Annotated in this window: 14 protein-coding genes; 1 reads left to right on the plus strand and 13 read right to left on the minus strand. The window is 48.1% G+C overall.

The features are described 5' to 3' along the window. Positions 1–28 precede the first annotated feature (28 nt). From lepB to smc, 9 genes are all read right to left on the minus strand, one after another. Positions 29–568, minus strand: a complete 540-nt coding sequence (gene lepB / locus EXIG_RS09730; RefSeq protein WP_012370766.1) for a signal peptidase I — start codon at positions 566–568, stop codon at positions 29–31. A 100-nt stretch (positions 569–668) separates the two neighbouring features. After that, complete coding sequence (rplS, locus tag EXIG_RS09735; RefSeq protein WP_012370767.1) at positions 669–1022, minus strand: 50S ribosomal protein L19; 354 nt, start codon at positions 1020–1022, stop codon at positions 669–671. Positions 1023–1134: 112 nt separating this feature from the next. Then, entirely contained in the window at positions 1135–1863 is a 729-nt protein-coding gene (gene trmD / locus EXIG_RS09740) for a tRNA (guanosine(37)-N1)-methyltransferase TrmD (RefSeq protein WP_012370768.1), read from the minus strand. Next, positions 1860–2369: a ribosome maturation factor RimM gene (gene rimM, locus EXIG_RS09745; protein ID WP_012370769.1), complete on the minus strand. Its 510-nt coding sequence runs from the start codon at positions 2367–2369 to the stop codon at positions 1860–1862. Before rimM ends, trmD begins: the two co-directional genes overlap by 4 nt. An 89-nt stretch (positions 2370–2458) precedes the next feature. Next, on the minus strand, positions 2459–2734 hold the full coding sequence (gene rpsP / locus EXIG_RS09750) for a 30S ribosomal protein S16 (protein WP_012370770.1): 276 nt from the start codon (positions 2732–2734) through the stop codon (positions 2459–2461). Between the two features lie 94 nt (positions 2735–2828). Continuing rightward, the gene (gene ffh, locus EXIG_RS09755; protein WP_012370771.1) at positions 2829–4181 is read right to left on the minus strand and encodes a signal recognition particle protein; all 1353 of its coding nucleotides are present in this window, start codon (positions 4179–4181) and stop codon (positions 2829–2831) included. Between the two features lie 11 nt (positions 4182–4192). After that, positions 4193–4513, minus strand: coding sequence for a putative DNA-binding protein (locus EXIG_RS09760; protein WP_012370772.1), 321 nt, complete (start codon positions 4511–4513; stop codon positions 4193–4195). A gap of 101 nt (positions 4514–4614) precedes the next feature. After that, positions 4615–5619 carry a signal recognition particle-docking protein FtsY gene (gene ftsY, locus EXIG_RS09765; RefSeq protein ID WP_012370773.1) on the minus strand — a complete coding sequence of 335 codons (1005 nt, stop codon included), beginning with the start codon at positions 5617–5619 and terminating at the stop codon, positions 4615–4617. Next, positions 5616–9185 (minus strand): chromosome segregation protein SMC, encoded by a 3570-nt coding sequence (smc, locus tag EXIG_RS09770; RefSeq protein WP_012370774.1) that lies wholly within the window; start codon positions 9183–9185, stop codon positions 5616–5618. Before smc ends, ftsY begins: the two co-directional genes overlap by 4 nt. A 126-nt stretch (positions 9186–9311) precedes the next feature. Between smc and EXIG_RS09775 the strand changes: the two genes are divergently transcribed. After that, complete coding sequence (locus EXIG_RS09775) at positions 9312–9512, plus strand: DUF1128 family protein (protein ID WP_012370775.1); 201 nt, start codon at positions 9312–9314, stop codon at positions 9510–9512. 50 nt (positions 9513–9562) lie between these two features. Here the strand turns inward: EXIG_RS09775 and rnc are convergent, their stop codons facing one another. The 4 genes from rnc to fabD form a co-directional block, all read right to left on the minus strand. Next, positions 9563–10333 carry a ribonuclease III gene (gene rnc, locus EXIG_RS09780; RefSeq protein WP_012370776.1) on the minus strand — a complete coding sequence of 257 codons (771 nt, stop codon included), beginning with the start codon at positions 10331–10333 and terminating at the stop codon, positions 9563–9565. Positions 10334–10391: 58 nt separating this feature from the next. Further along, positions 10392–10631: an acyl carrier protein gene (gene acpP / locus EXIG_RS09785; RefSeq protein ID WP_012370777.1), complete on the minus strand. Its 240-nt coding sequence runs from the start codon at positions 10629–10631 to the stop codon at positions 10392–10394. A gap of 69 nt (positions 10632–10700) precedes the next feature. After that, complete coding sequence (gene fabG, locus EXIG_RS09790) at positions 10701–11432, minus strand: 3-oxoacyl-[acyl-carrier-protein] reductase (protein ID WP_012370778.1); 732 nt, start codon at positions 11430–11432, stop codon at positions 10701–10703. Next, on the minus strand, positions 11429–12349 hold the full coding sequence (gene fabD, locus EXIG_RS09795; RefSeq protein ID WP_012370779.1) for an ACP S-malonyltransferase: 921 nt from the start codon (positions 12347–12349) through the stop codon (positions 11429–11431). The genes fabG and fabD overlap by 4 nt, the downstream gene beginning before the upstream one ends. Positions 12350–12358: the final 9 nt, after the last annotated feature.

The following is a 12358-nucleotide window of genomic DNA, read 5'->3' on the forward strand; positions in this document are numbered from 1 at the left end:
TTCGTTTCTTGAAAGAGGATCGCCGTCATCAATCAACGGACCGGACATCATTAAACGGGTAGAAGACGAAATTCGTCGTACCGACGATTTGATCCTCGTCCACAAAACCGATATCACGGCTGTCTTTCGAGTTTTGACGGTTATCTCCCATCACAAACACTTTTCCTTTTGGAACAGTCTTTTGCGCTGTTTTTTCTTCCAATGTAAAGTCTTCTGTTAAAGGAACACCGTTCATCTGTGCCTTAAATTCGTTCAGATAAGGTTCCTCGACTTTTTTATCGTTGACGTATAACGTATCATCTTTGTAGTACATCGTATCACCTGGAACAGCAATCACACGTTTGATGTAGTCCCGTGTTTCTGTCGCATGGAAGACCACGATGTCCCCCCGTTCCGGTTCATTGAAATAATAAGGAACCTTATTGACAATCATTCGGTCCGAATTGTGTAAGGTCGGCATCATCGATTCGCCGTCCACGATAACCGGGACGAATAAAAACGTTCGGATGATGAACGCAATTACGAGCGCCACGACTAGCGCCTTAATCCAACTAAATAACTCCTTCACGCGTTCCACTCCTTCAACTCAATCTCTTGCCTAAACCTAGTATACGCATAAACGATAAAAAAAAGAAGCTTGTCCGGAGACAAGCCACTTTTTCACATGATTAACGACGAATTTCTTTAATACGAGCCGCTTTACCACGAAGGTTACGGAGGTAGTAAAGTTTCGCACGACGGACTTTACCGTAACGAACGACTTCGATTTGCGCAACACGTGGTGAGTGAAGCGGGAATGCACGCTCAACGCCAACTCCGTAAGAAATCTTACGAACTGTAAACGTTTCGCTGATGCCGCCACCGTGACGTTTGATGACTACGCCTTCGAAAAGCTGGATCCGCTCACGCGTTCCCTCGACGACTTTAACGTGGACGCGGACTGTATCACCAGGACGGAATGCAGGGACGTCTGACTTGATTTGTTCTTGTGTAATTTCACGGAACAATTGTTGTGTGTTCATGAATGATTTCTCCTTTTTTCACCAATGTTCGTATCTTCATTTGCCTCTGGCATCCAACAGCGGAACATCGTTAATAGGTGGCTTTTGCCACATGTTTTAACTTATCACAGTTTCAGTCGTTTGACAATCCTGAAATTGATTGCAGGTAACGGCGGTCGGTCTCGGACAGGTCGGCCGTTTCGAGTAAATCCGGTCGCCGCTCAAGCGTCCGTCTCAATGCCTGTTCACGGCGCCAAGTTTCAATCCGGGCATGATTACCCGACAATAAAACTTCCGGGACCGTCAAACCGCGAAAATCAGCCGGCCGTGTGTAATGCGGGTATTCGAGCAGACCGGTCGAAAACGAGTCGTCTTCATGGCTCGCGGCCTTTCCGAGAACATCCGGCAACAGGCGAACCGTCGCATCGATCATCGTCATGGCTGCAAGTTCGCCGCCGGTCAGAACAAAATCGCCAAGTGAGACTTCATCTGTCACCAGTTCATCATGAACCCGTTGGTCGAACCCTTCATAATGACCGCATAAAAAGACAAGATCCGTTTCTTTGGACCATTCTTCCGCAAGACGTTGATCAAACCGACGCCCTGTTGGTGTCAACGCAATGATACGCCGTTTTGCTTCAGGCAAGTCGGCGATTGCGTCAAAAATCGGTTGGGGCATCAATAACATGCCTGCCCCACCGCCGTAGGGGGAATCATCGACACGACCATGACGATTCGTCGAGTAGTCCCGAAAATTGACATAGTTGAGTTCAATCCGTTTCTCCTCTTGCGCACGGGCGACAATCGAGTGATTCAGTGCCGTGAACATTTCCGGAAATAGCGTCAGGACCGTGATGTTCATCCTTCTATCAAACCCGGTAACGGTGTGATTTGAATCCGTTTGGCTTCGACGTCAATTGAAGCGACGACTTGTTCGATATAGGGAATCAGCACATCTTTTTTGCCGGGACGTTTGATCGTCCAGACGTCGTTTGCGCCCGTCTCGAGAATCTCGGATACGACACCAATTTCATCCTCACCGTCAAAGACGGTACAGCCGATGATTTCATGGTAATAAAATTCATGTTCTCCGAGCTCTTGTAAGGCTTCCGGATGCACATACAGTTTCAAGCCTTTATATTTCTCGACATCATTGATGTGTTGCATGCCTTTAAACGTCACCATGATGAATTGTTTATGTTTGCGGTAACTGCTGATCATAAACGGCGTGTAGATTCCGTTCGACTCAAGAAATACCTCATTACCGACTTTAAAACGCTGTTCCGGAAAATCCGTGCTTGCGAGGAGTTTCAATTCGCCTTTCAAACCGTGCGTGTTGGCGATTTTTGCGACTTCCAACCATTCCATCTGTTTCACTTCCTTATCCACAAGTCTTATTTCTTGTTATTATTTTGCCATACAAAAAGGAGGTAAGCTTTCGCTCACCTCCAATAGTCTTACTTCGCGAGTTTCGCGTTGTGGAATTTCTCCATGATACCAGCTTTTGAGAAGAGGTTACGAACTGTGTCCGAAGGTTTAGCACCTTCAGCGAGCCATTTAAGAGCAAGCTCTTCGTTAAGTTTTACTTCTGCTTCTGGTTTAGCAACCGGGTTGTAGTATCCGATTTGCTCGATGAAACGACCATCACGTGGTGCACGTGAGTCTGCTACTACCACACGGTAGAAAGGTGATTTGTTTGCGCCCATGCGCTTAAGACGAATTTTAACTGCCATTCGTAAGTCCCTCCAAATAGTAAATAATTTTTTTCGTTTAGTCAAATTGACAACTTCACTAGTATACAACGTTCCAGCAAAAGTGAAAAGACTTTTAGAAGAATGGGAGGCCAAAGCCGCCTTTCTTTTTCCCTTTGCCCATTTGGCCGGAGAATTGTTTCATCATCTTCCGCATGTCTTCAAATTGCTTAATCAATCGGTTTACTTCTTGAATGCTGCGACCACTGCCGCGCGCAATCCGTTTCCGACGACTGGCATTGAGAATTTCCGGTTCAGTCCGCTCTCGTTTTGTCATCGATTGAATAATCGCTTCGACATAGACGAGTTGCTTCTCATCGATTTGGGCATTTTTCAGACCCTTCATCTTTCCTTTACCGGCACCCGGAATCATTCCTAACAACTCATCCAAAGGACCCATCTGTTTCACTTGCTGTAACTGCTCGATGAAATCGTCAAACGTGAACGATGCATCGCGCATTTTGCCTTCGAGCTCTTTGGCGCGTGTTGCGTCCATTTGAGACTCCGCTTTTTCAATCAGCGTCAGCATATCTCCCATGCCGAGAATCCGTGACGCCATCCGCTCTGGATAGAATGGCTCGATTGCGTCCAGCTTCTCTCCAAGACCGACGAATTTAATCGGTGCTCCGGTGACTGCCTTGATGGAGAGTGCTGCTCCGCCTCGAGTATCCCCGTCGAGCTTCGTCAAGACGACACCTGTCACACCCAGCTTTTCATTAAAGCTTTGCGCGACATTGACAGCGTCCTGACCCGTCATTGAATCGACGACAAGGAAAATTTCATTTGGTTTGGCGATTTCTTTCACATCAACCAGTTCCTGCATCAGGTCCTCGTCGATATGTAAGCGTCCCGCCGTATCGATCAACACGATATCGTGGTGATGCTCTTTTGCATAGTCGAGAGCGTTCGTAACAATCTCTTGTGGACTGACCTGATCTCCCATTGAGAAAACCGGCAGTTCGAGTTGTTTCCCTAACGTCTCGAGCTGTTTGATCGCAGCCGGTCGGTAAATATCCGCTGCGACGAGCAGTGGACTGCGATTTTGTTTCTTCCGTAAATGATTCGCGAGTTTTCCGACCGTCGTCGTCTTACCTGCCCCTTGTAAACCGGTCATCATGATGACGGTTGGCGGACGGTTCGATAACGTCAACGGAGAAACTTCTGACCCCATCAGTTTCGTCAATTCGTCATGGACGATTTTGACGACTTGCTGACCTGGTGTGAGAGACGTCATGACATCTTGCCCGACTGCACGTTCTTTCACATCATTTACGAATTGTTTAACGACTTTGAAGTTGACGTCAGCTTCTAATAACGCAAGGCGGACCTCACGCATCATTTCTTTTACGTCCGCTTCAGAAATCTTACCTTTACCCCGCATTTTAGCGAGGCTGGCTTGAAGCCGTTCCGATAATCCTTCGAATGCCATGAAATTGCCCCCTACTCTAATTGCTCAAGTGCCGCAATGGTCACGTGAGCTTCGCTCGGAAGGTCAAGTTGCTTTAACTGATCAAGGAGTAACTTTCTCTGTTCATACTTTGCAAACAGACCCAGTCGTTCTTCATATTGTTCAAGCATCGCTTCCGTACGTTTTATGTTGTCGTAGACTGCTTGTCGGCTGACTTCAAACTCATCGGCGATCTCACCTAACGAAAAGTCATCCAGATAATAGAGTGACATATAATTCCGTTGTTTCGGCGTCAAAAGCTCCTGATAAAAGTCAATCAGATAATTCATCCGGTTCGTCTTATCAAGTGTCATTCGAGCACCTCCACGGTTGTTAAGTGAAATTCCTTTACAGATAGTATAGTACAGCCCTCACAGTGTGTTGTCAAGTTTTTTTCTTTACAAGGAAATCGAGGTCAGTCCTCTTCTCGGACTTCTTCGACTGTTTCTTTTTCTTCAAAGACATCCCCGAATAATCCATAGACGAATTGTTCGGCATCGAACGGTTGTAAGTCATCGATTTTTTCACCGAGACCGACGAATTTCACCGGCAGATCCAGCTCATTCTTAATCGCAAGAACGATTCCGCCTTTCGCCGTTCCGTCAAGCTTCGTCAGAACGATTCCGCTGACATCGGTCGCCTGTTTAAAGGCTTTGGCTTGAACCATTGCATTTTGACCCGTCGTCGCGTCAAGCGCAAGCAATACTTCATGCGGTGCTCCCGGAATTTCCCGTTCGATGACACGTTTTACTTTTTCAAGTTCATTCATTAAATTGACTTTGTTTTGCAGACGACCGGCTGTATCGCAAATCAGCACATCGACACGGCGTGCTTTTGCGGCCTGGACAGCATCATAGATGACTGCCGCCGGATCCGATCCTTCTCCCTGACGGATGACCGGAACACCGGAACGTTCACCCCAGACTTGAAGTTGGTCGATTGCACCGGCCCGGAATGTATCGCCGGCTGCGAGCATTACCGTTTTGCCTTCGTTTTTCAGACGATTCGCCAGTTTACCGATTGTCGTCGTTTTCCCGACGCCGTTGACACCGACAAATAAGATCACATTGAGTTCATGACTGAGATCAAGTTCGGACTCTTCTTCTTCCACCAGCATGTTGGCGACAACTTCGACAAGTACGTCACGCACTTCTTTTGTATCCTTAACGTTTTTACGTTTGACTTCAACTTTTAACTTTTCGACAAGATCCATCGTCGTCGTGACACCGACATCGGCCTGAATCAATACTTCTTCCAACTCTTCGAAAAAATCTTCGTCGACTTCCCGGAAGCGGTAGACGAGATCATTGACGGCATTCGCCAGTCCGTCCCGTGTTTTCGTCAAACCTTCCGTAAACTTCGATGTCACTTCTTGTGTCGAAGTCGTCAACCGGTCTTTTAACTTTTTAAAGAAACTCATTTTTTTATCCCCTTTGGTTCTACTTCTTCGCTTAATGTCCGTCTCGCTTCTTCCAGTTTAACGGATAATACTTCGGAAATACCGTTTTGTTGCATCGTCACACCATACAGGACATCAGCTGACTCCATCGTTCCCTTACGGTGGGTGATGATGATGAACTGGGTCTCACGTGCCAGTTGATGAACGAACTCTCCGAATCGGGCGACGTTCGCCTCATCGAGGGCTGCTTCGACCTCATCAAGAACACAGAACGGAACCGGTCGTGTTTTTAAGATAGCAAACAATAAAGCAATCGCTGTCAGTGCTCGTTCTCCGCCCGACAACAAGGACAGGTTCTGTAACTTTTTACCGGGCGGTTTAGCCACGATATCAATACCGCTTGTCAACAGATCTGTAGGGTCGACGAGAATCAAGTCGGCTTCTCCGCCGCCAAACAGTTCGCGGAACGTTTCCCGGAAATGTTCCCGGACCGCTGTGTACGTCTGTTTGAACAGCCGGATGACTTCCCGGTCCATTTCTTCGATGACCGCATATAAATCGGTCTTCGCACTGACCAGATCGTCGCGTTGCGTGGACAGGAACGTAAAACGTTGATCGACTTCGGCAAACTCTTCAATCGCACCAAGATTGACAATCCCGATTTCCTCGAGTTGTCGTTTCAGAAGATGCAATTCTTCCTTTGCCTCCTCGAAAGAGATCGTCAGCGGTTGAATCAACTCGGCAACCAGCCCCATTTCTTCAAGTGTCTCATGACGGGTCTCAAGGCGTGTACTGAGCCGTCCCTGAGTAAGCCGGGCTTGATCGAGACGCTGTGTCGTTGCTTGCCGGGCTTCTGCCAGTTTCGCTTCCTGAATCCGTAACAGACGTAAGTTTTCTGCCGCCTGCTGAATTTCTGCCGTCACATGCGTCAATTCGCGTTCGACTGAAGTTTGTTCCTGTTGCATCTGCGTTTTCTCAGTGTGCAGGGCATCAATCTTCGCTTCGTCGAATCCTTCCAGGACATGCTTCAGATCACGGCGTTTATGACTTCGTTCTAATTTTGCATGACTCAATGTCTCACGGAGGCGTGTTACCTCACGGTCGATTTGGTCATGTGTCATGCTGACCGTCCGTTCCTCAAGCAAGGCTTCCGCTTGCTGTTGCTTTAATTCTTCGACCGCAACTGCTCCGCGTGACTGTGCTTCCTTCAGTTGATCGATCGCTTGCCGCAATTCCGCTTGCCGGTTCGTTAACCGTTCCATGTCCTGCTCTGATGCCGCGATGATGGACTTCGCCTCTGCCGCTTGTTCAGCGAGACGGGTCAATTGACCGTCGTGGACCGATAATTCAGAAGATGTGACGGCTAGACTGCGCTTCGCATCCGTGTAGGCTTCGCGAACACTTTCCAACTGTGCTTGAACCAATTGAATATCACGGGTATTTGTTTCCAGCGAGCCGACGAGTTGTTGCATGGCTGTTTTCATTTCATCACGCCGACGCTCTTGTTCACGAATGACAGCTTGACCTTGTTTCAATCCCGCCTGCAACTCTTCCAGTTCACGGGATTGGCTGAAGAGCGGTGTTCCTTTTTTACGACTGCCTCCCGTCATCGATCCGCCGACGTTAACGACGTCACCCTCGAGCGTCACGATCCGGTAACGGTGTCCGGTGGAACGGGCGATGGCATTGGCTTGTTCAAGTGATTCGACAACGAGTGTCGTCCCAAGCAGATTATCTTTTAATTTCGTAAAGTCTTCCCGCGTCGTGACCAGTTGACTTGCGACACCGAGATATCCTGGCATCCCTGACACGCTTTGTTGAACGGAAGCACTCAGTTCCCGGCGCTGAATCGACGAGAGCGGCATAAATGTCGCACGCCCCGCATTCAGCCGGCGCAACTCTTGGATCAGTTTCCGTCCCGTCACATCGGTATCGACGACGACGTTTTGCATCGCGCCGCCCAGTGCGGTCTCAATCGCCGCCTCGAAGCGGGCGGGAACGGTGATCAGTTCCGCGACGGCACCGTGGATACCGGCAATCCGGTCCCGCTGTTTTAAGACGGTTTTGACGGCTCCGAAATAACCACTGTAGTCGGCTTTGACGGATTCCAGAAATTCAATCCGGTCTTCGGTCTTATCGCGGCGTCGGTGAAGGTCGATGATCGATTGTTCCATTTGGCGCAACGTATCCTGTTGCTGGCGATGCTGGTCTTGCTGTGTCTTTTCTTCCTGACGCAATGTTTCCAAGCGATTCCGTAATTCTTCTACCTGTTCTGCAAGACGAATGGTTTCGGCTTCATACGTCGAACGATCCGTTTGTTTTGAGCCGACGTTTTCCGAAAAACTCCGTTGCTGCTCTTCGGCATGTAACAGATCTTGTTGCGCCCGATGGTATGCATTGGTCGTCGCTGCCAACCGGCTCGCTACTTCAAACGCTTCCGAACGCAATTGTTCGGCTTCTTTTTCAAAGTCCCGGTCGGAGTAAGATAAGGCGGCATCGGCTTGTTCCCGTTTTGCGACTGTTTGAAGGTACAATTGTTGTGTCTCTTGCTGTTGCTTCAGCACCGTCTGTTCTTCTTGTTCGATTTGTGCTACCCGTTGTTCTGCAACCGTTACTTCCTGTTCGAGACGCGCCTTCATTTCCGCTCCGTGCTTTTCCCTTTCTTTCGCCAGGTTTAAAGCCCCTTCGATTTCAACGAGTTTCGTCGATACGAGCCGCAGGCGGTCCTGCATTTCCGTTTCTAAGCGCCGCTTCTCTTCTAACGATGTTTCTTGTGTTTCCCTTGTCGCTATTGTTTCTTGCAACCGCTCCTGCTCCGCAAGCAGTTGGGCTTGGCAGGATTCGATTTCCGTCGACACGTCAGTGAGTTGCGTCATATACTGCTCGATTTCGGTCGCAATGATTCCCCGTTCCAAGAAGTCATACCGTTCACGGGCTACTAAAAATTCTTTTGCCAGTGACGCTTGTTCCCGTAACGGCTCAATTCGTCCACCCAGTTCGTACAGAATATCATCGACACGGGAAAGATTTGTTTCTGTATCCGTCAGCTTTCTTTCGGCTTGTTTTTTACGGTTCCGGTATTTCAAAACACCGGCTGCCTCTTCGATGACAGAGCGCCGTTCTTCCGGTTTCCCGGAAATGACTTGTTCGACCCGTCCTTGACCGATGATGGCAAACGCATCGCGGGACAACCCGGTATCCATGAATAAATCAAGCACGTCTTTTAAACGACACGGTTTTTTATTTAAGAAGTAATCACTGTCTCCGTTTCGCGTGACACGCCGCGTTACATTGATTTCTTGATACGGCAAAGCGACCGTCCCCGATTCATTGTCGAGCACAAGGGTGACTTCCGCAAATTGTTTCCGATGTTCCGAGATACTTCCGGCAAAGATGACATCTTCCATCTTCGCACCACGTAATGATTTAGCCGACTGCTCACCGAGCACCCAACGCACTGCATCCGATATATTGGACTTCCCGCTGCCATTTGGTCCGACGACAGCCGTGACTCCCGGAAGGAAGTCGAGCTCCGTCCGACTAGCAAATGACTTGAAGCCATTGATTTCAATTCGTTTTAAGTACATCTTGACCACCCATATGTTTAAATTTCTTTTTGATTTTCTTTTAGTTTACCATAGCCGAAAGGTCTACAAAATGGTAGCTTTTATGGTAATGTTAGGCTTAAAGAGATGAAGAGGAGATTTTAAGACATGACAATTGAACAAATGATCGTAGAGATCCTGGATAAATTGAACATCATTAACAAAGGCGTCATCAAGGCGGAACAATTCGACGGAACAAAAAATGACGATTTAAAAGAGATTTATGATTTCGTCATGATGCGTGAGTCGTTGACATTGGCAGAAGTCGATGCCATCGTCGATGAACTGAAATCACTGAAAACTGTTTAAGATTCCTCACAAAAAGGCACTCCATTTTGAAATGGGTGCCTTTTTTCATGTCAAAAGCTGTTTTTCAGTTCAAGCAAGGCTTGTTTGGCAGCTTGCTGTTCTGCTTCTTTTTTCGAGCGGCCGGTCCCGATGCCTTCCAGCTTATCCGCGATGTGCACGCGTGAAATAAACTCCCGACTGTGTGCCGGTCCGCGTTCTTCGATGATTTCATACTCGATTTGTCCCAGTCCGACCCGCTGGATTGCTTCTTGGAGCTGACTTTTAAAATCAGTTTGTTCTTCAAAAAATCCAGACGCCACTTTCGGAAAAACCGCTTCGGCGAGGAATCGTTCTGCAGCTTCAATCCCTTGATCGAGGTATAAGGCACCGATGAAGGCTTCAAATACATCCGCGAGTAGTGCCGGACGATTTCTTCCCCCTGTCAGTTCCTCTCCTTTACCAAGTAGAATCATTTCAGAAAACTCATAATGATTCGCGAACTGGACCAGTGACGGCTCACAGACGATGGCCGCACGCAGCTTTGTTAATTCCCCCTCGGAACGTTCCGGGTAGTGTTGAAAGAGATAACGGGAGACTGTCAATTCAAGTACCGCGTCACCCAGAAATTCAAGACGTTCATTATCCCCGTCTGATTCACGCTGCTCATTCACAAACGAAGAATGTGTAAATGCTTGTTTTAATAGTTCTACATTCGCAAAATGAATATCCAGCCGTTCCTGGAGCTGTCCGAACTTCTGTTCAATTTGCGCCAAAGCCCGTGAGTCTTTGCGTCGCTTTACATAGGGTCCTTTTCGGACACGACGTCCTTTTTGATTTGTCATAATGCCTCCTAAACAGCTAAATCCCACCGCAAATACGCGGTGGGTTCAGCTTCATATATTAGACTTGTGTTTCGATGTAGCTAACGACATCGCCGACTGTTTTTAAGTTTTCTGCTTGGTCATCTTCGATTGTGATTTCGAATTTATCTTCGAGATCCATGACGAGTTCCATGACTTCAAGTGAATCTGCTCCGAGATCGTCTTTAAACGATTTGTCGAGTGTGATTTCACTCTGTTCTTTCCCTAACTTCTCTGCGATTGCTTCTTGCACGTCTACTAAAATTTGTTCTTTTGTCATTTTAAAATCCCTCCATGAGTTGAGTATATAAGATGATTGCCAATTTGGCAAAGTACTACCACAGTTCACTTACATTGTCATGCCGCCATCGACTGCCAAAGTTTGACCAGTGATGTAACGGGCATTGTCTGATGCGATGAAACTGACGAGCGATGCGATATCGTCCGTCTGACCAAATCGTTTTAACGGAATTTGATCGAGCGTCTGATTACGTTGCGCTTCTGTCAATTCATCCGTCATATCGGTTTCAATGAAACCGGGACAAATCGCATTTGCCGTAACGCCTTTACTTGCCAGTTCACGTGCGACCGACTTCGTAAATCCGATCAGTCCCGCTTTCGCCGCTACATAGTTAGCTTGACCGGGATTACCGGTAATGCCGACGACGGAAGCAATATTGATGATGCGACCGCTCGTTTTTAATAATGGCCGCGTCGCCGCTTGTGTCACAAGAAACGCACCTTTTAAATTGGTGTTTAGAACCGCATCGAAATCTGCTTCTTTCATTCGCATTAACAGACCGTCACGCGTGATTCCGGCATTGTTGACGACACAATCCAACTGACCGTAAGTATCGAGTGCCGTTTTCAGCAATGCCTTGACTTGCTCGGCATCAGCCACGTCTGCCTGGACGGCGATGGCCTCACCGCCCGCATCGACGATAGCCGAAACAACTTCTTCTGCTTTTGCTGTATTCCCGGCGTAGTTCACGACGATCCGGAATCCGTCTGCCGCCAACCGTTTGGCGATAGCGGCTCCGATTCCACGTGAGGCGCCTGTGACGAGTGCTACCTTATTCAACGAATCGCCTCCGCTTCCAATTGTTCAAGTGTCGTGATGCTGACAATCTTGACGTCTTTTTTAATCCGCTTGACGAGACCGCTGAGCGGTGACGAAGGACCGAATTCAATGAATGTATCCGCACCTTCTGCAATCAATTTTTCCACACAGGCTTCAAAACGAACCGGTGAATACAATTGTTGGACAAGTAAACGGATCAACTCATCCGGCTGATCGTGGAAATCACTGTCGACATTCGAGATGAATTTCGTTTTTGCCGCCTGGAATGGTGAAGAAACTAAGATATCTTCGAACCGTGAGGCAAACGGTGTCATTAACGACGAGTGGAATGCTCCTGATACATCAAGCGGCAGGACACGTTTCGCGCCCAACTCTTTTAATTTCGCAGTCGCCGTCTCGACAGCTGCAACTTGTCCTGAAATCACGAATTGTCCGGGACAGTTGTAATTGGCGATTTGAACGATTTCTCCCGTTGCCGCAATGGACTCGACAGCATGATGGGCTGCTTCGACGTCGTTTAAACCGATGACAGCTGCCATCGTCCCGCCCGTCACTTGATTCATCAGATTTCCTCGTTCGCGTACGAGATAAACTGCTTCACTTGCCGTTAAGACAGATGCGGCAACGAGTGCACTGTACTCTCCGACGCTATGTCCGAGTACGAAGTCCGGCCGATGACCAAGCGCCGCATAACGATTCGCAAGCAACGTACTGTGTGCAACGATGGCAGGTTGTGCGATTTCCGTCGGTTTCAAATCTTCTTTTGTCCCTGTCGTCAACAGATCCGTTAAATCAAGACCAATCCGTGTCCCGAGGTCCATCAATGCTTGACGTGACTCTTCATGATGGAGAAGTGTTTGTCCCATTCCTGGCATTTGTGATCCTTGACCTGGGAACATCCAAACCGTTTTACCCATCCGTCTCAC

This window comes from Exiguobacterium artemiae 255-15, from assembly GCF_000019905.1.
GTDB classification, from domain to species: Bacteria; Bacillota; Bacilli; order Exiguobacteriales; family Exiguobacteriaceae; genus Exiguobacterium_A; species Exiguobacterium_A artemiae.

Coding starts and splice junctions, on each gene's coding strand:
- EXIG_RS09775 (WP_012370775.1), top strand. CDS start 9,312: ATGACAATTGAACAAATGATCGTAGAGATCCTGGATAAATTGAACATC.
- rpsP (WP_012370770.1), bottom strand. CDS start 2,734: ATGGCAGTTAAAATTCGTCTTAAGCGCATGGGCGCAAACAAATCACCT.
- fabD (WP_012370779.1), bottom strand. CDS start 12,349: ATGGGTAAAACGGTTTGGATGTTCCCAGGTCAAGGATCACAAATGCCA.
- rimM (WP_012370769.1), bottom strand. CDS start 2,369: ATGGAATGGTTGGAAGTCGCAAAAATCGCCAACACGCACGGTTTGAAA.
- ffh (WP_012370771.1), bottom strand. CDS start 4,181: ATGGCATTCGAAGGATTATCGGAACGGCTTCAAGCCAGCCTCGCTAAA.
- EXIG_RS09760 (WP_012370772.1), bottom strand. CDS start 4,513: ATGACACTTGATAAGACGAACCGGATGAATTATCTGATTGACTTTTAT.
- rplS (WP_012370767.1), bottom strand. CDS start 1,022: ATGAACACACAACAATTGTTCCGTGAAATTACACAAGAACAAATCAAG.
- acpP (WP_012370777.1), bottom strand. CDS start 10,631: ATGACAAAAGAACAAATTTTAGTAGACGTGCAAGAAGCAATCGCAGAG.
- trmD (WP_012370768.1), bottom strand. CDS start 1,863: ATGAACATCACGGTCCTGACGCTATTTCCGGAAATGTTCACGGCACTG.
- rnc (WP_012370776.1), bottom strand. CDS start 10,333: ATGACAAATCAAAAAGGACGTCGTGTCCGAAAAGGACCCTATGTAAAG.
- smc (WP_012370774.1), bottom strand. CDS start 9,185: ATGTACTTAAAACGAATTGAAATCAATGGCTTCAAGTCATTTGCTAGT.
- ftsY (WP_012370773.1), bottom strand. CDS start 5,619: ATGAGTTTCTTTAAAAAGTTAAAAGACCGGTTGACGACTTCGACACAA.